Annotated in this window: 19 protein-coding genes; 16 read left to right on the top strand and 3 right to left on the bottom strand. The window is 72.6% G+C overall.

Annotated features, from left to right (window positions below; genetic code table 11):
* The first annotated feature begins 29 nt into the window (after window positions 1-29).
* The 6 genes from FXF51_RS40265 to FXF51_RS40240 all read left to right on the top strand — a co-directional run bounded on the left by FXF51_RS40265 (window position 30) and on the right by FXF51_RS40240 (window position 6247).
* Window positions 30-950, top strand: a complete 921-nt coding sequence (locus FXF51_RS40265; protein ID WP_148440029.1) for an EamA family transporter — start codon at window positions 30-32, stop codon at window positions 948-950.
* Entirely contained in the window at window positions 938-1918 is a 981-nt protein-coding gene (locus FXF51_RS40260) for an aldo/keto reductase (protein ID WP_148440028.1), read from the top strand. The genes FXF51_RS40265 and FXF51_RS40260 overlap by 13 nt, the downstream gene beginning before the upstream one ends.
* Window positions 1919-2071: 153 nt before the next feature.
* Window positions 2072-2788 (top strand): hypothetical protein, encoded by a 717-nt coding sequence (locus FXF51_RS40255; RefSeq protein WP_148440027.1) that lies wholly within the window; start codon window positions 2072-2074, stop codon window positions 2786-2788.
* 341 nt (window positions 2789-3129) lie between these two features.
* A complete protein-coding gene (locus tag FXF51_RS40250) occupies window positions 3130-4155 on the top strand; it encodes a hypothetical protein (protein ID WP_148440026.1) in 1026 nt (341 codons plus the stop codon).
* Window positions 4156-4157: 2 nt separating this feature from the next.
* Window positions 4158-5633 (top strand): PrsW family intramembrane metalloprotease, encoded by a 1476-nt coding sequence (locus FXF51_RS40245; protein WP_148440025.1) that lies wholly within the window; start codon window positions 4158-4160, stop codon window positions 5631-5633.
* A 50-nt stretch (window positions 5634-5683) separates the two neighbouring features.
* The gene (locus tag FXF51_RS40240; protein WP_148440024.1) at window positions 5684-6247 is read left to right on the top strand and encodes a hypothetical protein; all 564 of its coding nucleotides are present in this window, start codon (window positions 5684-5686) and stop codon (window positions 6245-6247) included.
* A gap of 61 nt (window positions 6248-6308) precedes the next feature.
* Here FXF51_RS40240 and FXF51_RS40235 read toward each other — a convergent pair whose 3' ends face one another.
* Window positions 6309-7259 carry a PaaX family transcriptional regulator C-terminal domain-containing protein gene (locus FXF51_RS40235; protein ID WP_148440023.1) on the bottom strand — a complete coding sequence of 317 codons (951 nt, stop codon included), beginning with the start codon at window positions 7257-7259 and terminating at the stop codon, window positions 6309-6311.
* A 329-nt stretch (window positions 7260-7588) separates the two neighbouring features.
* Here FXF51_RS40235 and FXF51_RS40230 point away from each other — a divergent pair, with 329 nt between their 5' ends.
* Genes FXF51_RS40230 through FXF51_RS40185 form a run of 10 tightly spaced genes read left to right on the top strand, consistent with a single transcriptional unit; the run spans window position 7589 to window position 19420 of the window.
* Window positions 7589-9145 (top strand): ABC transporter substrate-binding protein, encoded by a 1557-nt coding sequence (locus FXF51_RS40230; protein ID WP_187414831.1) that lies wholly within the window; start codon window positions 7589-7591, stop codon window positions 9143-9145.
* A gap of 3 nt (window positions 9146-9148) precedes the next feature.
* Window positions 9149-10141: an ABC transporter permease gene (locus FXF51_RS40225; protein ID WP_148440021.1), complete on the top strand. Its 993-nt coding sequence runs from the start codon at window positions 9149-9151 to the stop codon at window positions 10139-10141.
* On the top strand, window positions 10138-10980 hold the full coding sequence (locus FXF51_RS40220; protein WP_148440020.1) for an ABC transporter permease: 843 nt from the start codon (window positions 10138-10140) through the stop codon (window positions 10978-10980). Before FXF51_RS40225 ends, FXF51_RS40220 begins: the two co-directional genes overlap by 4 nt.
* Entirely contained in the window at window positions 10977-11987 is a 1011-nt protein-coding gene (locus FXF51_RS40215) for an ABC transporter ATP-binding protein (protein WP_148440019.1), read from the top strand. Before FXF51_RS40220 ends, FXF51_RS40215 begins: the two co-directional genes overlap by 4 nt.
* Window positions 11984-12982 (top strand): ABC transporter ATP-binding protein, encoded by a 999-nt coding sequence (locus tag FXF51_RS40210; RefSeq protein WP_148440018.1) that lies wholly within the window; start codon window positions 11984-11986, stop codon window positions 12980-12982. Before FXF51_RS40215 ends, FXF51_RS40210 begins: the two co-directional genes overlap by 4 nt.
* A 10-nt stretch (window positions 12983-12992) precedes the next feature.
* Window positions 12993-14369, top strand: a complete 1377-nt coding sequence (locus FXF51_RS40205) for an MmgE/PrpD family protein (RefSeq protein ID WP_148440017.1) — start codon at window positions 12993-12995, stop codon at window positions 14367-14369.
* Entirely contained in the window at window positions 14366-15493 is a 1128-nt protein-coding gene (locus FXF51_RS40200) for a CapA family protein (RefSeq protein ID WP_148440016.1), read from the top strand. Before FXF51_RS40205 ends, FXF51_RS40200 begins: the two co-directional genes overlap by 4 nt.
* Window positions 15490-16524, top strand: coding sequence for an ABC transporter substrate-binding protein (locus tag FXF51_RS40195; RefSeq protein ID WP_148440015.1), 1035 nt, complete (start codon window positions 15490-15492; stop codon window positions 16522-16524). The genes FXF51_RS40200 and FXF51_RS40195 overlap by 4 nt, the downstream gene beginning before the upstream one ends.
* Window positions 16521-18197 (top strand): ABC transporter permease, encoded by a 1677-nt coding sequence (locus tag FXF51_RS40190; RefSeq protein WP_148440014.1) that lies wholly within the window; start codon window positions 16521-16523, stop codon window positions 18195-18197. Before FXF51_RS40195 ends, FXF51_RS40190 begins: the two co-directional genes overlap by 4 nt.
* Window positions 18198-18205: 8 nt before the next feature.
* A complete protein-coding gene (locus FXF51_RS40185) occupies window positions 18206-19420 on the top strand; it encodes an ABC transporter ATP-binding protein (RefSeq protein ID WP_148440013.1) in 1215 nt (404 codons plus the stop codon).
* A 91-nt stretch (window positions 19421-19511) separates the two neighbouring features.
* Here FXF51_RS40185 and FXF51_RS40180 read toward each other — a convergent pair whose 3' ends face one another.
* Both FXF51_RS40180 and FXF51_RS40175 read right to left on the bottom strand, forming a co-directional pair.
* Entirely contained in the window at window positions 19512-20771 is a 1260-nt protein-coding gene (locus tag FXF51_RS40180) for a 2-hydroxyacyl-CoA dehydratase family protein (protein ID WP_148440012.1), read from the bottom strand.
* A gap of 128 nt (window positions 20772-20899) precedes the next feature.
* Window positions 20900-22051 (bottom strand): 2-hydroxyacyl-CoA dehydratase family protein, encoded by a 1152-nt coding sequence (locus FXF51_RS40175; protein WP_148440011.1) that lies wholly within the window; start codon window positions 22049-22051, stop codon window positions 20900-20902.
* Window position 22052: the final 1 nt, after the last annotated feature.

Genomic DNA, 22052 nt, shown 5'->3' with positions numbered 1-22052 from the left:
AAATTACGACTTGGCCGACGATATCGTTCATGTCGCTCACCGGCCCTCGCGCCGTCCTCTCCGCGGCGCCTCCCTGGACCTACTTCATCGGAAGCGCCGTCTTCCATTACCTCGGCCCGGCCTTCGCCGTGCTCCTGTTCGACAGGCTCGCCCCGCTCGGGGTCTCGGGCCTCAGGATCTGGAGTGCCGCGCTCGTCTTCGCGCTCTGGCGCCGTCCCTGGCGGACCCTCGCCCGCCTCGACGCCCGCGGACGCCGGACGATTCTCGCTTGGGGCGCGGTCCTCGCGGCCATGAACGTCTGCTTCTACCTGGCGATCGATCGCGTGCCTCTGGGTACCGTCGCCGCGATCGAGTTCCTGCCGGTCATCGTGCTGGCCGCGCTCGGCGCCCGTACGGTACGCAACGTCGTGGCGCTCGTGGCCGCCGTCGGCGGCGTCTACACGCTGACCGGCATCGGGCCGGTCGGAGAGCCCCTGGGCTTGGTGTTCGCCTTCGCCAACGCGGTGCTGTTCGCCGCCTACATCGTGCTGGCCCACCGTACGGCCCGGCGGCTGCGCGGCGTCGGCGGCATCGACGGGCTGGCCGCCGCCATGCTCGTCGCCTGCGTGTTCGTCGCGCCGGTGGCCGTGGGGCAGGCCGCGCCGGCGCTGCTCGACCCGGTCGTCCTCGCCGCGGGGGTCGCGGTGGGGATCTGCTCGTCGGTGATCCCGTACGTGTGCGACCAGCTCGCGATGGCGCGCATGTCCAGGGCGACGTACGCGCTGCTGGTGGCGCTGCTCCCGGCCACGGCGACGGTGATCGGCGTCGTGGTGCTCCGCCAGTTCCCCTCGTTCGCCGAGCTCAGCGGCGTCGCTCTCGTGGTGCTCTCCGTCGCGCTCCACAGCGAAGCCGCTCCGGTCGCGGCGAAGACCACACTTCCGCACGAAGGCAAGGCGACATGCGCTACATGAGGCTGGGCTCGTCAGGACTGCAGGTCTCCCGGATCTGCCTGGGCATGATGACGTACGGCGATCCGGACAACTGGGCGTGGATGTTGCGCGAGGACGCGGCCGAGCCGATCGTACGGCGTGCGGTCGAGGCCGGTGTGACGTTCTTCGACACCGCTGACATGTACTCCGGCGGCGCGAGCGAGGAGATCACCGGGCGGCTGCTCGGCAAGCTCTTCGAGCGCCGCGACGACTATGTCCTCGCCACGAAGGTCTACTTCCCCATGGGGCCCGGCCCGAACGACCGCGGGCTGTCCCGCAAACACGTCCTGGCCGCCATCGACGCCTCGCTGACCAGGCTGGGCACCGACCATGTCGATCTGTACCAGATCCACCGCTGGGACGACGAGACGCCGATCGAGGAGACCATGGAGGCCCTGCACGACGTGGTGCGGGCCGGCAAGGCCCGCTACATCGGCGCCTCCAGCATGTACGCCTGGCAGTTCGCCAAGGCGCAGCACGCCGCGCGGACGGCCGGTTGGACCGAGTTCGTGTCGATGCAGAATCACTACAACCTCGTGTACCGCGAGGAGGAGCGCGAGATGCTCCCGCTCTGCCGGGACCAGGGGGTGGGCGTCATCCCGTGGAGCCCGCTGGCACGCGGCCTGCTCACCGGGAGCCGCCACCGCGACGGCCGGCGGCGTACGGTGCGATCCGGCAGCGACCTGCTGGCCGGCAGCATGTACACCGACGCGGACTTCGACGTCGTCGACGTGGTGCGCGCGGTCGCCGCCGAGCGAGGCCTGCCGCCGGCGCAGCTCGCGCTCGCCTGGCTGCTCGGCAGGCCGGGGGTGACCGCGCCGATCGTCGGGGCGAGCAAGGTGGGCCACCTGGACGACGCGGTCGCGGCGGTGGAGGTGTCGCTGAGCGAGGAGGAGACGGCCCGGCTGCAGGCTCCTTATCGGCCGCACCAGGTCATCGGCCACTCCTGAGTGCCAGGCCTACGGGGCACCCCGGTAGTCGTAGACAGCCGCCAGTTCACCTGTTCACGGCCCGAGGCGAGGGCGCCGACCCTCCGCCTCGGTCACGCATACCAGTCATGTGACTGAGGCGGAGGCCACCGGTCCGAAACTACCGTCGCCCTCATGAAGCTGATCAACGATCATCTGGCGGTCGGGGCACGCCTGGTGCCTCCGTCCGACGACGGATTCCTCATGCTGGCCGGCGAGGTCGGCGGCTGGCGCGGCCCCTTCGCGACCGCTCCCACCCAGTTGGCCACTCGGCTGAAGGCTCTGGCTTCGACGGTCGAGGCCTGCGAGGCGAACGTGTTCCGCGCGATCCTGCGCCCGCCCGGCGAAGGCGATGAGCTGCTGACCGCCCGGGGGCTCCAGCCGGCGCGCTACGACGTCGTGGTGCTGATCCGCGCCGCGAGTGTGACGGCCGCCCTGGAGCTGCGCGAGAGTCCCGCCTGCAAGGAACTCGCCGAGACGCTGCGTACGGCCGCCCGCCGCACCCATGAGATCGTCGCGGACAACGCCGCCCGGCTCGGCGACGTGGACCACACCCGGGATGGCGCCTTCCTGTTCAACTACTTCTACGCCGACGACCGCGAGCGGCTGCTCAAGGTGTGGGAGTACACCGCCGGGTGGTTCCAGGCCAAGACCGCCCTGCCCGACTCCGCGCTGATGCGTCCGCTGGAGGGCGAGCCCGGCGACTACGGCATCATCAACCACGCGAGCTGGCCGAACCTGCGGACCTTCCTTCCCGGCCTGCTCTTCCGGCCGACGTTCCGCAGTTTCGTGCTGGCCAACTTCAAGGCCAACGGCATCGCCGCGCAGCCGATCATCTACCGCCGGGTGTGACCCGCCCTCAGGCCGGATCCGGCAGCCGGACAAGCTCGGCGCGGGGCTCAGGAAAACTGGGCGGCGATCTCCCGGGCGGTCGCTCCGGTGACGGCCAGGCGTGCACGCCGACCAGGCACCGCGCCACACCGGCTGGCCCACGTCCGCGGCCGGGGCCAGGGCCAGTCTGCGGCTGCTGCTCAGCGACGTCGCGGAGGGCGCGAGATCACCCCGGGATTTACGTTAATTAACGGACATAAGTTCTCGAACAGGAACTGCCCGCCGAAATTCCCGGCGAGTTTCCCCTGCGGCCGGGATATCCTCGCATGAAATAGCGTCGGACGACTGTCGAAAGTGAATCCATGCGAAACGCCCTCTTCGGGATCGGCGCTCTTGGGCTCCTTACCGCCCCGGGCGTCCTCGCCATGGGTTACGCACACTCCGGACCAGCCGCAATCACCTGCGAAATGGGCGGAACAGGACAACTGGCCGTGCAATCGCCCTCGATCGTCCTGGCCGGCACACCCGGTACCACACCGTTTCAGGTGCGACTTGAGCTGGGTGGCGGCGGCGGAACCGGCGTCCAGAGCATCCCCGCTCAGGTATCCGGCAGTGTCACGTTCTCCTTGCGGCCCGGCGAGCAGTTCGAGGATTATGACAATCGCACGGCAGCCGCAACGGCCTCATTGGTGGTTCCCGTCCAGGGGATGGCGGCGGGCGATCGCGCTTTCTTGAATGGTTCCGGCAACCTGAATGACGGTAGCTGGAAAGCCGTCCCCGGCACATATCGGCTACATGCCGAAAACCTCGCGCTCAGCATTCCCGGCGGGGGAACTTGCCATGTGAGCGACATCGAGCCGGTCGGCGAGTTCTTCGTGCAGCCACCCGCCACAGGCGATGGCGAAGACCCGGCGTTGTCACTTCTGGTGGCGGCAACAGGCCGAATCATGATGGCGCTTGTCATCGTAGCGATCGGGGTCTTCCTCTACGCGAACAGACCGCAAAGATTCAGGCGCGCTCGAAAGCCGCGCACGGACGGCCCCCGCGGCCCTCGATCCGAGCAGGCCCGCGCGCCACGCAGGCTGCCGGAGCCTGCCGGTTTCGAGTCCCAGCCGCACCTGCGCCTCTTCCGGGCCTTCACGTCGATCGCCGGGGGCTGCCTGCTCACGCTCGGGCTCGTCGTGAGCTGCGTGGTCGACCGGCGCACCACGCTGGACGATCTGCCTGCCTTGCCGGGCCGTCCGTCCTTGCCCGCGCCGGAGAGCGGCAGGCCGACGGCCGCCCCCTTCCACGCCGGTTCCGGGCAGGAGCCGCCCAGATCGCCGTACTCCAGAGCCTGGCCCACTCCCCCGCCCCCTCCCCGTCCTCCCGCGCTGCGCGACAGGTGACCATGACCAGGCAACCGCACGTTCACCTTCTGCCGGCCTGCCGGCGGCAGCGCCTGGCGCTGCTCGTCCTGCTGTCACTGCATGCGTTGGTCGCGCTGACCATGGTGCTCAGCCAGGTCCGTCCTCCGCAGATCGACGTGGCGGAAGCAGGCATTCCGGAGCTGACGAAGGTCTCGAACTTCCTCGCCTCGCTCGTCTATTGGCAGTACCTGCCGGGCTGGGCGCTGCTGGCGGGGCTGTCGGGCGCTGCCTGGGGGCATCTGCGGTACGCGAATTCCGGGCGCGCATCGCCGGACCGTCGTGAGCGGGTGGCGCGGCGATACCGCAGGGCCCTCGTGATCACGCTGCTTTCGCTGCCTGCCTTGAAAGTCCAGTCCATTCTCGACCTGATCGTCTGGCCCGGCGCGCACACGCTGGCCTTTCTCGTGTGCCTGCCGACGACCGTGTACGCCTTGTGGCTGGTGCACTGCATGCAGCGCTTCCGGCGGGTGCCCGTGCCGTTGCTGCTGACCGCCCTGGGGTGGGGAGCGGTCGTCGCCGCCGGCTTCGGCTTGACCATGAACGAGTGGTGGAGGTCCTTCTCGACCCTGCATTTCCCGCTCCCGGACAACATTCTGGACGCGACGCGGCTGAAGGACATCGGCCTGCCCATGATCTCGGGATTCTTCGAGGAACTCGGCAAGGGGGCAGGCGTGGCGATCCTCTTCCTGCTCTATCGGCGGCACTTTCACTCCGTCGTCTCCGGCGTCGTCATCGGCGCCGCGACCGGGCTCGGCTTCAACTTCGTCGAGAGCGTCACGTACATGGCCGCCATGGACGGGTCGGGCGCCGGCTTTCACTTCTGGGCCCGGCAGGTCGCCGGGCTCATGGCCGCGCACACGGCGTTCACCGCCATCACCGGCGCGGCCTTCGGCATCGCCAGGCAACTGCACAGCCGTCCGCAGCAGATCACCACGATCGCCCTGGGCTTCTGCACGGCGGCCGGCGCGCACTTCTGCAACAACGCCATGCTGGACTACATCACCAAGGAGTCCCACAAGTGGTTCACCATCGGTGACACGGTCAACGTCCTGGTGCTGATGCCCGCCCAGTTGCTGCTGTTCCAGGGCCCGCTGGTCGTCCTGTACGTGCTCCTTGTGCGCCGTGGACTGCGCAGCGAGGCAGCGGGCCTGCGCGTGGCGCTGGCCAATCTGCCGGACGCCTCCCGCGACGCGATCACCGAGCCGGAAGCGGCAGTGCTGCTCTCACCTGCCCGGCGCTTCCGGCTCAAGGTCGACGCGCTGCGCGCCGGGGCGAACCTGCGCCACGGCATCGCCGCCTACCTGCGCCTGGCGCGCTTGCACGCGGCGCAACTCGAACTCGCGACGGAACACTGGCATCGCCTGCGTGGCGAGGCCGACCCGTCCGCGCCGGACGAGGCGTCGTCGCGGGCGCGCGTCCAGGCGATCAAGGCCGTTCTCGCCGGGAACGGCGCGTAATGGCCGGGCGCGGTCCCGTCCACCTCCACCATCAGTCTCAAAGGATCGTGATGCACGAGCGTACGCGGCGGCTGCTGGCGCAAGGCCTGCTCACCGTGGTGGGAGCGATGTGGTTCCTGCTGCTCAGCGCTCCCCCCGCGGCGGCCGGCTGCGGCACCGTCACCTACGAGCAGCGTCAGCAGCCCGACCCGCCCAAGCCCGCGAACACGTGGATCATCCAGGACTGCGACCAGACCGTCCCCGCAGTCGCCGCCGGTCTCGCCTGCGCCTTGGGCCTGGCCGCGACCGGCCTCTACATCCGGCGCCTGCACAACGACGGCGCCGGCGAGATCGCACCCGCCGGGCAGGCAGAGGTGCAGGTCATCGGTCCGGACGAGGTCAGGCACGGCGACGTGGACGGTGATGTCGTCATCCGGGGCGGAACCCTCGTGGGTCACGTGTCCGGCACGGCAGTGATGGTGGAAGGCGCGACCTTCGTCGGAAATGCCAAGAACCTGGTCCAGATCGGCCGGCGCAACAAGGCGGTCGGTAACGTCGACGGCAATCTCGTCCAGGCCCGATCAGTCCTCGGACGTGTCCTGGCCAAAGGTCGTCAGCTATGGCCACTCGACTGAGACCGGTCGAGGCATCCGGCCAGATGGGCTTCGCCGGTCACCGGGAGGCGGGCCGCCGACGTCAAGCAAGCTCCTGATCCGGAGCGGCGCCGGCTCGATCGTCCGTCAGGTACTGATCCGACCGGTACGCACGGATCTCCGCCGCCCGGGCACCGATGTACTTCTCGAGCAGGTTGCGCACGCGGATCTCGGCGAGCGAGCCGAGGTTGTCGTGGATGGCCAGGAAGAGACCGCGGGCGGCAGGCAGCGGCCAGTCGGGCGGGAGCAGAACGGTGGGCAGCGCCGGGTCGGTGTCGGGGAAGATCCGCCACGCGTCCATCACCTTCGTCCGCGCGACCAGCGCCTCGGAGATCCCCACGGCTCCCGCGCGGACCCGCTCCAGCAAGGGCGTGTAGCCGACGATGAAGTCGTCGTATCGGGCGCGCAGACCGTCCAGGTCGTAGGCGGCGAGCGGATCCCGGCCGCCGAACAGGGCGGAGTCGAAGGTGACGAGCATCAGCGCCGCCGCCGTACCGACGGACAGCTCCGCCAGGACCCGCGCGGCCACGTCACGGCGGTCGCCCGGCGCGATGAGCACGCCGTCGAACAGGGTCGCCATGCCGATCTCCTGCAACCGCACGCGGAGGACGCGTCGCTGGTCGCGCTGCGACTCCGGCACGGAGAACGCCACGACGGTCCATTTCCCGGTGTCCGGCACGGGAGCGGCGCCGAAGGCGAGGAAGTGGCGGATCCGCTGGTCGTGCACCTGGCCCGCCTTGTCGGTCAGGCGATAGGACGTCCGGCGGCCTTCGCGTACCGGCTCGATCAGGCCGCGCCTGGCGAGCCTGCTCAGCGTGCTGCGCGCGCTGGCGGCCGTGATGCCGAACTCGGCGAGCAGGTGCACGATGGCCGCGGACGGGATGGGGCTCCGCTCGGCGAAGTCGTAGTCGCCGAGCAGCGTGGCCAGCAGATGCTGGGGGTGCGCACCCGCCTGGAGGCGCGGCATGTGCACTGTCTCGAGCCTCGCGTTCACCGACGGAAGTATATGGTTTCCGGCCGCCCTCGGAACGCAACCCGCGGTGGAGGCTCGACGTTTGGCAGAACGGGCGTTGTCGCCCCTGCTGATCAACACTGATCGCGATCATCTCACGCAGCGTCTCTCCCACGGAGGACACCACCCCGCGCGGCCGCACCACCCCGCCGAACGACTCGACACCGGATCCCAGGAGGCAGCACCCCCCTTTATGTGGCACATCTATTTACGCTCGATGTGCTTTGTGTTACACATATGAAAATCCTCCGGGCGCGGCCCGCCTGCCGAGCAGGGCCGCCGTCCCCCAGACCTCTCTCTTGGGGTGCCCAGTGCCACATCGACTGACGGCCGCCGCCAGCGCATTGATCTTCTTGTCCGCCGCCTGCTCCCCAGGCGCCCAGACCCAGCAGGCCGCTCAACCGGCGCCCGGCAAGGGTGGAACCGCCACCGTCGTCCTGGGCGTCGAAGCGGTCCGCGGGCTCGACCCCGCCCAGTTGTTCAACCTCACCCCATCAGGGGACGCCAACCGCCTGTCGGCCATCTTCGGCCTGCTGTTCTGGTCGGATGCGAGCACCGGCGAGGTGAGCCCCGGCCTCGGCGAGAGCCTGACGGCCGCCGAGGACGGCAAGGTGTGGACGATGAAGCTCCGTGCCGGCCTGAAGTTCAGCGACGGCACGCCACTGGACGCCGAGGCGGTCAAGTTCAACTACGACCGCATCGCCGACCCGAAGACCCGCTCGCCGCTGGCCCCGCTGGTCAAGGGCGCCACGTTCCGGGCGAGCGACGAGCGGACCCTGGTCATCGAGCTGGCCAGGGGCAACCTCGGCTTCGACCACGTCGTCGCCACGAGCCTGGCGTTCGTCGGCTCACCGGCCGCGATCAGGAAGGACGCCGCCGCGTTCGCCCAGCGGCCGGTCGGCGCGGGCCCGTTCATGCTGAGGGAATGGGTCCGCGACGACCACATGACGCTGACCCGCAACCCCTCCTACCACCAGCAGGGCGCCCCGCTGCTGGACACCCTGACCTTCAAGGTGATCGCCGACCCGGCGCAGCGGATCAACGCCGTGGCCAGCGGGCAGGCCCAGGCGGCCGTCCCCGGCTCCGACCTGTCCTTCGTCCAGCGCGCGAAAGGCTCCGGACTGCAGGTCACGCAGGCCGCCGCGGGCGGCGGCCCGATGCTGATCTTCAACACGGCGCGTGCCCCCTTCGACGACGCCAAGGCTCGCAAGGCAGTGGTCCTGGCCCTGAACACCAAGGAGATGGCGCAGATCGTCGACCCCGGCTCCACGACGCCCGGCAGTCTCTACGGCGCCTCCTCGCCGTTCCGCCCCGCCGCGAGCGTCCTGCCCGCCCAGAACGTGGCCGAGGCGCAGCGGCTGCTCGACGAGCTCGCCGCCGCCGGCGAGCCGCTGAGCTTCACCGTCTCCATGCCCGCGAGCGGGTTCTTCCGCCGCACCGCCGAGTACCTGCAAAGCCGCCTCAGCACGCTCAGGAACATCAAGGTGGAGATCGAGGTGCTCGACAACGCCGCGCTGGACCGCAAGGTGTTCACCAACCGCGACTTCGCGCTGTCGGCGCAGATCGTGCCGGTCGCCGACCCCGAGCCGAACCTGTACAAGCTGCTGCACAGCGGCGGCCAGACCAACTACATGGGCTACGCCAACGACGAGGTGGACGCCGCCCTGGACCAGGGCCGCGACAGCGCCGACGAAGCCACCCGGCGCGAGGCGTACACCACCGTGGAACGGCTGGTCATGACCGACCTGCCGGTGCTGCCGTACCGGTCGCAGATCGCCTACACCGTGCACAGCGCCAAGCTGACCGGGCTGACGCTGCAGGGTGACGGCGCGCTGCTCTACGACCGGCTCGGGCTGGGCGGGAGCTGAGGCATGGCCGTCGGCACCCTCGCGGCAGCGCGAGCAGGCGGGCCGCGCGCCCGGCTGGGCCGGGCCGCGCGGCGGGCCGCCCACCTGGTCGCGGTGCTCCTGCTGGTCACCCTGGCCGCGGCGGCACTGGTCGAGCTCATCCCTGGCTCCCCCGCCGTCGCGATCCTCGGCCCGTCCGCCACGCCTGAGCAGATCGCGGAGCTCGATGCCGCGTACGGCTTCGACCGGCCCTTTCCCGAGCGCTACCTGGACTGGCTGGGCGGCCTGCTGACCGGCGACCTCGGCCGGTCCATCCAGTCGGACCAGCCCGTGCTGGCCACGATCCTCGAACGGCTGCCCGTCACGCTGGAGATCGCCCTGCTGGCGGTGGGGATCTCCCTGCTGATCGCCATCCCGCTCGGCGTCCGGACGGGCTCGCGGGTCGGCGGCGCGCTGGACCGGGCGGTCACGGCGGCGGCCTCGGCGCTGATGTCGATCCCGGTGTTCGTGGCCGGCGTGGTGCTCATCTACCTGCTGGCCCTGACCACCGGCTGGTTCCCGGTGTCGGGATGGGCGCCGCCGTCGGACGGGATCGCGGCGAACCTGCACTACGCGCTCCTGCCCGCGGTGGCCCTGGCCGTGGGCGAGACGCCCGCGCTGCTGCGCCTGCTGCGCGGCGACGTCGCGGCCACGCTGCGGGAGGACTTCGTCCGTACGGCGGCCACCCGCGGGCTGCCCCGCCGCTACATCCTGTTCCGGCACGTGCTGCGGCCGTCGGCGCTGCCGCTGGTGACGATGGCGGCCGTGGTGTTCGGCCGGCTGCTGGCGGGCTCGGTGGTCGTGGAGAGCCTGTTCGCGCTGCCGGGGCTGGGCGGGCTCGCGCTGCAGTCCATCCCGGCCAAGGACATCCCGGTCATCCAAGGGCTGGTGGTGCTGGTCGCCATCACGTACGTGCTGGTGAACGCCCTGGTCGACGTCGGCTACACGGTGCTCGACCCGAGGACACGATCACGATGACGGCCGCCACCGCCATCCGCGTCGCCGTCCGTCGCCGTCCGCGCCTCGCCACGTGGGCGGCCGCGAGCTGGCTCGCGCTGCTCTCGCTGCTCGCGCTCGGCGCGGGCCTCCTGCCGCTCGTCGCGCCGGACGCGCCGGTGGGCGGGCCGAACCTGCCCCCGTTCGCCGCCTTCCCCGAGGTGCTCGGCACCGACGGCATCGGGCGGTCGGTGCTGTCCAGGCTCGTGTACGGGGCGCGCATCTCGCTCGCCGTCAGCCTCGGGGCGACCTTGCTGGCCGCCGTGGCGGGCGGCCTGCTCGGGGTGCTGGCGGCCTACCTGCGCGGGGTCGCGGAGTCGGCCATCGGCGTCCTGCTCGACGCGATCCTCGCCTTCCCTCCGCTGCTGCTCCTGCTCGCCCTGGCCGCGGTCGTGCGCCCGGGTGTGGGGACGCTCGTGGTGAGCCTCGGCCTGCTGTTCGTGCCGCCGTTCGCCCGGCTGGCCAAGGCGGCGGCGCTGTCGCGGCTCAGCCGGGAGTACTTCGTGGCGGCCCAGGCGCTCGGCGCCGGGCACGGCCGGCTGCTGTTCCGCGAGCTGCTGCCCGGTTGCGTGGCCCCGGTGGCCTCGTACGCCGTCGTGACGGCCGCCATGATGATCATGATGGAGGGGGCGTTGAGCTTTCTCGGCGTGGGCATCCCGCCACCTGCCCCGAGCTGGGGCGCGATGATCGCGGCCGGCAAGGACTTCCTGGCCGTCGCGCCCCAGCTCGTGCTGGTGCCGTGCGCGGCCATGTTCCTCACCGTGCTGGCGTTCAACACCGCCGGCGAGCGGCTGCGCGCGTGGGCGGGTGAGGTGTCATGACGCCACCTCTCCTCCAGGTACGCGACCTGCGCTGCCACTTCCCCGGCGAGCGCGGCGTCGTGCGGGCCGTGGACGGCGTCTCGCTCACCCTCCCCGGCGGACGGGTGCTCGGGCTGGTCGGCGAGTCGGGCTGCGGCAAGTCCACCCTGGTCCGCGCGCTGGTCGGCGCCTGCGCGCCGGAAGCGGAGATATCCGGTTCCGTCGCCCTGGCGGGCGCCGAGCTGACGGCCATGCCGCCGGAGGCGCGGCGCGCGTTCGTCGGACGGCACACCGGCATGGTCTTCCAGGACCCCATGTCCGCGCTCAACCCGGTGGTGCCCGTCGGCCGGCAGATCGGCGAGGCCGTACGCCACCACCGCGGCCTGTCCCGCACGGCTGCCCGCGATCGCGCGGCCGAGCTGCTGGAACAGGTCGGCGTGCCCGATCCGGGACGGCGGCTGAAACACTATCCGCACCAGTTCTCCGGCGGGCTGCGCCAGCGGATCACCATCGCCATGGCACTGTCCTGCGACCCCGCCCTGCTGATCGCCGACGAGGCCACCACCGCCCTGGACGTGACCGTGCAGCGGCAGATCCTCGACCTGCTGGCCCGCCTGGCGGCGGAGCGGGGCATGGCGCTGATCCTGGTCAGCCACGACCTCGGCGTGATCGCCGGCCGCGCCGACGAGACAGCCGTCATGTACGCCGGCCGCGTCGTCGAGCACGGCCCCACCCGCGAGGTGTTCGCCCACCCCCGCCACCGCTACACCGAGGCGCTGCTCGGGGCCATCCCCCGCATGGACACCTTGCCGCACGCCCGCCTGCGGACGATCCCCGGCGCGCCGCCGGACCTCGCGGCCGCACCGGCGGGCTGCGCCTTCGCGCCCCGCTGCCCCGCCGCCGTCCCCGCCTGCGAGGCCGGGCCTCCCCCTCTCGCGGGGGAAGGGCACGCGCACGCCTGCCTGCGCCCGGCCGGCGGGGCCGAGATCACCGCCGGCGCGCGGCGGGAAGGAGAGGAGTCCCCATGACGGCTCTGCTGCGGGTGGAGAACCTGGTCAAGCGGTTCCGCGTGCCCGGCGGCACGGTCGAGGCGGTGTCCGGGGTCGGATTCACGCTGCGGCGCGGGCAGACGCTCGGGCTGGTGGGCGAGTCGGGCTGCGGCAAGTCCACGACGGGCCGGGCGGTCCTGCAACTGCCGCCGCCCGACGAGGGCAGCGTCCGCTTCGGCGGGACGGAGCTGACCACCTTGTCCCGTCGTCGCCTGCGTGAGCTGCGCGGCCGGCTGCAGATCGTCTGGCAGGATCCCCGCTCCGCGCTGAACCCCGGCCGCAAGGTCCGTGACCTGGTGGCCGAAGGGCTGGTCATCGCCGGCCAGGATCGCCGGGCGGCCGGCGAGAGGGTGGACGCCGCCCTGGCCGAGGTGGGCCTCGACCCGGCGGCGGTGGGCGGACGGCGGGCGCACGAGTTCTCCGGCGGGCAGTGCCAGCGCATCGCCATCGCCCGTGCGCTGGTGCTGGGGCCGGAGCTGCTGATCTGCGACGAGCCGGTCGCCTCGCTGGACGTCTCCGTGCAGGCGCAGGTCCTCAACCTGCTGCGGGACGTCAAGGACAGGCACGGCCTGTCGCTGCTGTTCATCTCGCACGATCTCGGCGTGGTGCGCAACGTGAGCGATCGGGTCGCGGTCATGTACCTGGGCCGGATCGTGGAGATCGGCGAGGTCTCGGCGGTGTACGCCAGGCCCGCCCACCCCTACACGCGCGCCCTGCTGGACGCCGTGCCCGTGCCCGACCCGGACGCCCCGCCGCCGGGGCCGCCGCTGACGGGCGAGGTGCCCTCGCCGCTGGACCCGCCGTCCGGCTGCCGCTTCCGCACCCGCTGCCCGCTGGCACAGCCGGTGTGCGCGGAGCGGACGCCGCCGCTGCGCGACGTCGGCGACGACCATCAGGCGGCCTGCCACTTCCCGCTCACCGGCGACGACCACCAGGCGGCCTGTCACCTCCCGCTCACCGGCGGCACCACATGAGCGGGGCCGCATGAGCGGGGCCACCGCCGGGCTGGCCGGATTCGCCTCGGGGCTGGCCTTCGCCGATCTGCCGCCGGAGGTGGTGGAGCGGATCACCTGGCACCTCCTGGACGCGGTCGGCGCCGGGCTGGCCGGCTCGGCGAAGCCCTGGAACGCCGTGGTCCGCCGGTACGCGCTGCGCGAGACCGCGCCGGGTCCGTGCACCGTGTACGGCACCGGCGCGACCGCCCGTCCCGAGTGGGCGGCGCTGGCCAACGCCACAGCCGGGCACGGCTTCGAGATCGACGACTACGCCCTGCCCGCGCTGGCCCACCCGGGCTGCGTCGTCGTCCCCGCCGTGCTGGCCGTCGGCGAGGAGCTCGGCGCGGACGGCCGCGAGGCGCTGGCCGCCGCCGCCGCGGGCTTCGAGACGGTGGTGCGGTTCGGGCTGGCCACGACGCCCTCCCTCACCTCCGACCGGGGCTTCCACGTCACCGGCGTGCACGGCGTCTTCGGCGCGGCGGCGGTGGCCTGCCGCCTGCGCGGGCTGGATCCCGGCACGACCGCGTCGGCGTACGGGCTGGCGGCCAGCCAGGCGGGCGGCGTGACCGAGTACACGCGCTCGGGCGGCGAGGTCAAGCGCCTGCACGCGGGCCTGGCCGCGATGGCCGGCATCCGCTCGGCGACCCTGGCAGGGGACGGGTTCACCGGGCCGCGCACCGCCGTGGAGGGACCGCGCGGCCTGCTGCGCGCGTTCGCCGCCCACGCCCGCCCGGCCGCGCTGACGGACGGGCTCGGCGAGCGGTGGGAGCTGCACGGGCTCGCGCTCAAGCGGTACTGCGTCTGCGCGGGCATCCAGGCGCCGCTCCAGGCACTGGCCGAGCTGCGTGCCGAGCTGCCGGATCCGCGGGAGATCGAGGAGGTCGTCGTCGGGGTGGACGACGCCACCCGCGCGCACGTCGGCGCGGCCGGCGCGGATCCGCGCGACATGACCGAGGCCCAGTTCAGCGCCCGGCACGCGGTGGCCATGCACCTCGTGCTCGGCGGCAACGGCCCCGAGCACTACGCCCGGCTGGAGGCCGCCGGGTTCGACCTGCCGGAGGTCTCGGCGCTGGCCGGACGCGTCCGGCTGGAGCACGACGCCGAGGCCGAGGCCGCCTTCCCCGCGCGTCTGCTGGCCAGGGTGCGGGTACGGCTGCGCGACGGCCGCGAGCCCGCCCGGCTGGCCGAGGCCCCCGGCAGCCCCGGCGCGCCGATGCCGGGCGAGGAGGTCGAGGCCAAGTTCCTGGGCCTGGCCGGCGGGGTCATCGGCGATCGCGCCGCCCGCGCCGTACGAGACGCCGTGCGGGCACTCGCGGACGGCGGCCCGGTCGCGGCGGTGCTCGAAGCGACGAGGAGGAAGGCATGAACGACGAGCTCACCCTGTACGCCGTCGGCGACGTCGGCCCGGAACGCCCCGACCCCGACACCCTGTTCACCAGGACCGGCCCCACGCTCAGCGGCGGCGACCTGGCCTTCTGCCAGCTCGAGATGAACCTCACCGACCGCGGCAGCCGCCTGCCCCAGGTCCGGCACACGGCCCGCGCGGCCCCCGCCACCGCCGGGTCGCTGCGGCGGGCCGGGTTCGACGTGGTGTCCTGGGCCGGCAACCACTGCATGGACTGGGGCGCCGACGGCTTCTTCGACACCATCGACGCTCTGACCGGCCAGGACATCACCGTGCTCGGCGTCGGCCAGGACATCGCCGCGGCCCGCGAGCCACGCGTCGTCGAGCGGGCCGGGACAAAAATCGCGTTCCTGGCGTACTGCAGCATCCTGCCCGCCGACTACTGGGCGACCGAGCGGCGGCCGGGCTGCGCGCCGATGCGCGCCCACACCGTGTACGAGCCCACCGAGCCCGACCAGCCCGGAACCCCGTGCCGGATCCTCACCTACCCGCACCGCGACGACCTGGCCGCGCTCGTCGAGGATGTCGGGCGCGCGCGGGAGAGGGCCGACGTGGTGATCGTCAGCCTGCACTGGGGCATCCACTTCGTGCCCGCGGTGCTGGCCGACTACCAGCGCGACGTGGCGCACGCGGCGATCGACGCGGGCGCGGACCTCATCCTCGGCCACCACGCCCACATCCTGAAGGGCGTCGAGGTCCACCGGGGCAAGGCGATCTTCTACAGCCTCGGCAACTTCGCCATGGACCTGCCGATGACCGCCGAGCACGCGGCCAGCAAGGGCTTCCGTGAGCTGCTGAGACTGCATCCGGGGTGGGAGCCCGACCTCGGCAGCACGTACAACTTCCCGCACGACTCGCGCAAGACGGTCGCGGTGCGCTGCCGGATCTCCCGGGACGGCATCGGCGAGGTCGCGATCCTGCCCGCCTACATCGACCGCTCGTCCCGGCCCGAGTTCCTGGAGCCGGATGACGCCCGCTTCGCCGAGGTCGCCGCCTACCTCCGGGAGGTCGGCGAGGACCAGGGTCTCACCACGCGCTTCGATCCGGACGGCGACGCCCTGATCGTCCGAACGGAGGAATCATGATCTCTCGGTTCCGGTCCGCGGCCGCCGCCGGCTGCGCGGCCCTGCTGCTCGCCGCCGGCTGCGGCTCAGGGGAGGCGGGCGGCGGCCCGGCCGCCCCCGCCGACGCCCCTCCGGCTCTGCGCTCGCTCATCGAGGCGGCGCAGAAGGAGGGTGAGCTGGTCTGGTACAGCGTCCCGGCGGAGAACATCGCCAAGGCCGTCTCGGACGACTTCGCGCGCGAGTACGGCATCAAGGTCAAGTTCATCCGGCTGACCTCCAGCGACCTTGCCCAGCGCTTCGCCGCCGAGGCGGAGAGCGGCAAGCCCGCCGCCGACCTGTTCGTCGGCTCCTACACGCCGTTCGTGCCGCAGGCGCTGGCCAAGGGCTGGACGGTCAAGCTCGCCGACGCGGACATCCCCGGCTACCCCGGCCGCTTCTCCGGCGATTACCTGCTGCCCGGCGCGGGCACCGCGGTGATCCAGATCCAGCCGACCGGCATCGCCGTCAACACGCAACAGGGCACGGACGCCGTCCAGGACTGGCAGGACATCCTCGACCCGAAGTGGAAGGGCAAGATCATTCTGGTGGATCCGCGGACGTCCGCCGCGTACACCCCGTTCTGGAACCTCATCATCAAGGAGTACGGCGAGGAGTACCTCACCAGGCTCAAGGCGCAGCAGCCGGTGGTGGCCCCCGGGGCCGCGCCGGCGACGCAGCAGCTCGCGGCGGGTGAGGCGGCCATCGTCATGCCCGCCGTGCAGTCCATCGCCGACGACCTCAAGGGCAAGGGCGCGCCCGTCGGCTACGTGCAGCCGCCCGCCTCGACCGGCCCCGAGATCGTGCCCGGCCTGGCGGCCAAGGCCGCCCATCCGAACGCGGCGCGGTTGTTCGTGCACTACCTCATGAGCGCGGAGGGCAACAAGAAGCTCAACGCGGTGCCCGGCTCCGGCTCGCCGCTCGACCCCGCCACGCTGCCGGCCCGCTACGCCTTCAACCGCGACCTGTCCGGCACGCCCGCCGAACGCATCAACACCCTGCTGGGCCTCACGTGAGGGTCACGCCCTTCCAGGTCGCGGGCATGCTGCTGGCCCTGGCGCTGGGCGCGCTGGCGGTCTACCCGCTCGCCCTGGTCGTGGTCCGGCCGTTCTTCACCGGCGGCCGGATCGACCTCACGCCGATCCGCGAGACACTCGCGCAGCCGGAGTTGACCACCCTGCTCTGGCACACCGCGGTGGTGGTGGGCGGCAGCGGGCTGGCGGCGATGGTGATCGGCTCGGCCCTGGCCTGGGTGAACGAGCGGACCGACGCCCGTATGGGACTGCTCACCGACGTGGTGCCGCTGGTGCCGTTCCTGCTGCCGCCGATCGCGGGCGCGATCGGCTGGTCGCTGCTCGGCTCGGAGCGTTCCGGCTATCTCAACCAGCTCCTGCGCGCCCTGGGCGGCCCAGGTCCCGTCGACGTCCACTCCTGGTACGGCCTGATCTTCGTCTACACCATCTACCAGGTCCCTTACGTCTTCATGATCGTCTCGGCGGGGCTGCGGAACACCGACGCCGCCCTGGAGGAGCAGTCGCGGGTGAGCGGCGCCGGCCCGTGGCGCACCCTGTGCCGGGTCTCGCTGCCCGCCGTACGGCCCAGCCTGGGCGCCGCCGCGCTGCTCGTGGTGTGGACCGGCTTCGGGCTGTTCTCCATCCCGGCGATCCTCGCGCCCCAGGCCGGGCTGGACATCCTGTCGGTACGGGTGGTGCAGCTCCTGTCGTTCACCTACCCACCGGAAACCGGCGTGGCGGTCAGCCTGAACCTCGTCGTCATGCTGGTCGTCACCCTCGTCTGGTACGCCCAGACCCGGTTGCTGCGCAGCTCCCGCACCGCCGGCCTGGGCGGCAAGGGCGCCAGGGCCCGCCCGCTGCGGCTGGGCCGGTGGCGCGCGCCCGTGCGGGCGGCCGTCGTCGCCTACCTGGCGCTGACCTCGGTGCTGCCGCTCGGCGCGCTGGTGCTGGTGTCGCTGACCGGCTTCTGGAGCGGCGCCGTGAACTGGTCGCGGCTCAACCTCGACGCCGTCGTCCGCACCCTCACCGACACCGCCACCCAGGAGGCGCTGATCAACAGCCTCGTGCTGGGCGTGCTGTGCGCGACGATCGGCGTGCTGGCGGCGGCCGTGGTGTCGGTGCTGGTCAGGCGGTCGGGGCGGAGGTCGGGGATGCTGGTGGACGCGGCGATCAAGTTCCCGCCGACGCTGTCGCACCTGGTCGTCGCGGTCGGGTTCGTGCTGGCGTTCAGCGGGGCGCCGTTCCACCTGGGCGGCACGCTGTGGATCCTCATGCTGGCGTACGTGTCGCTGCACATGCCGCAGGCCACCACCGCCTCCGACGCCGCGGCCGGGCAGGTCGCGCCCGAGCTCACCGACGCCTCCCGGATCAGCGGCGCCGGGCAGGCGCGCACGTTCCGCCGGATCACGCCGCCCCTGATGGCGCCCGGCCTGCTGGCCGGCTGGGCGCTGCTGTTCGTCACCATCGCCGGGGACATCAGCGCCTCGGCGATCCTGGCCGGCACCGGCAACGAGGTGGTGGGCTTCCGCATCCTCGAGGTGTTCGCCAACGGCGACTACGGCATGCTCGGCGCGATCTCGATCCTGCTGACGCTGGCGACCTCGCTGGTCGTGCTCCCCGTCACCTGGTACGCCCGGCGCCGCGGCGCCTCCCCCCTCTCCCGAACCCACCCCTGAGGACTTCGATGCAGGAGACTCTTCCCCGCCGGGCCACCACGACGTCCGCCGTCCGGCTCGACGGGGTGCGCAAGCACTTCCGGCGGGCCGACCGCACGCTCGCGGCGGCCGTGGACGGCGTGTCGCTGGAGGTGGCGCCGGCCGAGATCCTGGTGCTGCTGGGCCCGAGCGGCTGCGGCAAGACCACGCTGCTGCGCTCGATCGCCGGTCTGGAACGGCCTGACGCGGGGCTGGTGGAGATCGGCGGCCGGACCGTCTTCGACGCCGCGCGCGGCCTGGACGTGCCGCCGGAGCGGCGGGGCCTGAGCATGATGTTCCAGTCGTACGCGCTGTGGCCGCACCTGTCCGTGTTCGACAACGTGGCCTACCCGCTGCTCAGCCGGCGCGGCGGCCGTCCGCCCAAGAGCGAGGTCGCCGCCCAGGTGGGGCAGGCGCTGGAGCTGGTCGGCATCCCCGAGCTGGCCCGGCAGCACCCCGGCGAGCTGAGCGGCGGCCAGCAGCAGCGGGTGGCGCTGGCCCGGGCGCTGGTCGCCGGGGACGGGCTGATCCTGTTCGACGAGCCGCTGTCCAACGTGGACGCCAAGGTACGCGAACGGCTGCGCGTGGAACTGCTCGCCATGCAGCGCAGGCTCGGCTTCGCCGCCGTGTACGTCACCCACGACCAGACCGAGGCGATGGAGCTCGCCACCCGCATCGCCGTCATGCGGGACGGGCGGGTGGAACAGCTCGGGCCGCCCCGCGAGATCTACGACCGGCCCGCCACCCGGTACGTCGCGAACTTCGTCGGCATCGCCAACGAGATCCCGGGCGAGGTGGCTTCCATGCGGGACGGGCGGGCCGTGCTCCGCACCCCGCACGGGCCACTGACCGGCGACGCCGGGCCGTTGACCGGCGCCATCGGGCCGTTGACCGGCGCCATCGGGCCGCTGACCGGCGCCATCGGGCCGTTGACCGGCGTCGCCGGGCCGGGGCTGGAGGAGGGCGCGGCCGCGGTGGCGGTCTGGCGGCCCGAGCACGGCCGGATGAGCGCGGACCAGCCGGATGAGCCCAACCGGTGGCGGGCCAGGCGGCGCGTCTCCATGTTCGCCGGCCCGCACGTCGAGCACCACCTCGACGCCGGCGGCCTCGCCTGCCGCCTGTGGTCCGGCAGCGGCGGCGCGGGCGAGGAGCAGGAGGTGTGGCTCAGCGTGCCGCCCGGCCGGCTGCTGATCCTGCCCGCCTGACGACACCGTCCTCAGCCGGCTGCCGACCCCGCCCGCCCGAAGACACCGTCCTCAGCCGGCTGCCGACCCCGCCCGCCCGAAGACACCGTCCTCAGCCGGCTGCCGACCCCGCCCGCCTGAGGACGCTGTCCTCCAGCCAGCGGCCGACGCGCTCCGCCACCTCGCCGCCGTTGTAGGTGCGGGTGTCGACGTTGTCGGCCTCGATCTCGATGACGGGGAACCCCGCCGACTCCAGCGCCCGCGCGGTGAAGTAGCTGCCGCGCGGATCGTCGGAGACGAGGTGCACCACGCCGTCGATGCCGTGCAGCCTGGCCTCCTTCACGTACCACTCGCTGGACCAGGGCGGCGTGTAGAGCTGGTCGGTGAAGGCGGCGAAGCGGGCGGCCAGCGCGCGCATCGGGTCGTCGCCGTGGCGGATGTAGCCGTCCGCGGCGATGGCCAGGTACATCGACCAGACGAAGACGGCGCCGTACTCGTCCTGGAAGCGCTGGTAGAAGCCCATGTCGTACCAGAGGCCCCGGCCGATCCACATCAGCCGGGCCCGCTCGCCCGGGCAGGCCGCCTGACCCGCGTCCACCCGCTCGCGTACCTCCTCGTGCAGGCGGCGGGCGGCGTCACGGGCCCACTCCGTGCCGCGGTGCCACTGCGGCAGCATGACGGCGGGGATGCCGTCGGCGACGGAGATCGGGGCGGGCCGGGTGCGGGCGATGAGGTCGCGCGTCCGCCTGTTCCACTCCTCCTGCTCGTTGACCAGCGCCATCACCTCACGGAAGCGCGACTCGCGCAACCGCCTGCCGGTGGTGGTCTCCAGGAACCTGACTAGACCTTCCAGCTCGGCGGTGAGCAGGTCGAGGCGGGCCGGGCCGATGGCCTCCTCCCAGCGGTGCGGCATCAGCTCCCACCAGTTGGCCGGCACCTCGTTCTCGGCGGCGCTCTCGAGAGGGTAGAAGGTGACGCCGGGCTCGCGGCCCCAGAGGTCGAAGATCTTGCGGGTGACGTCCCCTGAGGCGTCGCCCACCACGAGGTCCGGCTTCGGCAGGCCGCCCCACGGGCCCTGCCCCGAGTCGTCGAAGGCGGAGGCGAGCGTGACCGCGTTGTACTGCTCGGAGTGGTCGGGCAGGCCGCGCTGCCGCAGCAGGTCCAGGTAGTGGCCCGACTGCTGCTTGGCGGCCACGATGGACGCCCACCACTGGCTGACCACGTACGGGATGTCCATGGCGCGGAAGATCTCGTGCGGCACATCGGCGTTGACCACGGCCAGCGGCTCGCCCGCGGCCACCCGCGCCCGCAGGCCGGCGAACCACTCGCGCTGGTGCCTGCTCGCCTCGGCGGCGCTCGCCAGCCTGCTCATGCGTCCTCCTCGTGCGACCTGGCCGGACCGGGACATCCGCTCATGCGTCCTCCTCGTGCGACCTGGCCGGACCGGGGCATCCGCTCATGCGTCCTCCTCGTGGGACCTGGCCGGACCGGGACATCCGCTCATGCGTCCTCCTCGCGCGGGGCGGCCAGATCGGCCTTGTGCAGGGCGGCGAGGTCGGCGTGCCCGTAGTCCTGCCGGTCGAGCAGCACGGCGGGGATGTCGAGCGCAGCCCGCTGTGCCGGGAAGTCCCAGGCGGGCGCGTCGTCACCGGTCCTGGCGTAGGCGACGAACAGCTCGGCCCCGCAGCGGCGCGCCGCCACGGCCGCGTGGGCGGCGCGCTCGGCGGTGGTGGCGCGGTGGGCGGTGGGGCCGTACTCGTGGTAGTGCTCGGCGAGCGCGTCCAGGCCGCCGCCCCCGACGAGCCGCTCGGCCTGGGGGTCGCCGAAGGAGTGGTCCTCGCCGACGATGACGTGGCCGTCGGCCTCGATCGCCCGGTAGACGTGTGCCGTGTCGTGGTCGGAGCCGCTCAGGAACACCCGCCGCCCGTGCCGTTCCGGCAGCCCGTCGGCCTGGGCGAGCAGCTCGCGCAGCAGCCTGACGTGCTCGGCCGGCGGAAGCGGGGCGTTGGCCGCGGCCAGGAACTGGGCGCCGGTCAGCCGGGCGGGCGAGCTGCGGCGCAACCCGGCCACCGCCGCCAGCAGCCGGCGGCGCTCGTCGTGCGCCGCGATCGCGACGGCGAGGCGCGAGGCAGCGAGGTCCGGTTCGGCGAGATCCGGGGCTGCGAGCGCTGGGGGGCGGCCGGTCCAGGCGGCCAGCCGGGCGGCGAACTCGCCGATCCGGCGGTGGTTGTAGCGGGCGGTGGTGCGGTGCGGCAGGTGCAGGATGTCCACCAGGTACGGCTCGGGCACGCCCGCGCCCGGCTCGACGCGGCGCAGCTCGCGCAGCGCGTAGAACAGCCGCAGGGACGCCTCGCAGTCGTGGCCGACGACGACCCGGTCGAGCTCGCCGTACGCGCCGTTCAGGAGCCGGGTGAGGATCGAGCGCGCCATGGGGTCCACGCCACGGCCCAGGTAACGATCGCCCAGGACGGAGTCCGCGCCGGGGTCGCCGGTGAGGCGCACGGCGTGGAACCCCGCGGCGGTCAGCAGCTCGACAGGCACGTCCGCGCCGACGTATCCGATCACGGGGCCGCTGGCGGGGCCGTCGATGGGGCCCTGCCCACGTGAGGACCGGGCGAAGGCGTCCTCAAGGGCCGCCAAGGCCGCGACCACG

It is taken from the genome of Nonomuraea sp. PA05 (assembly GCF_008086045.1).
In the GTDB taxonomy this organism is placed as follows: domain Bacteria; phylum Actinomycetota; class Actinomycetes; order Streptosporangiales; family Streptosporangiaceae; genus Nonomuraea; species Nonomuraea monospora.
This window is presented reverse-complemented; position numbering and strand designations above follow the sequence as displayed.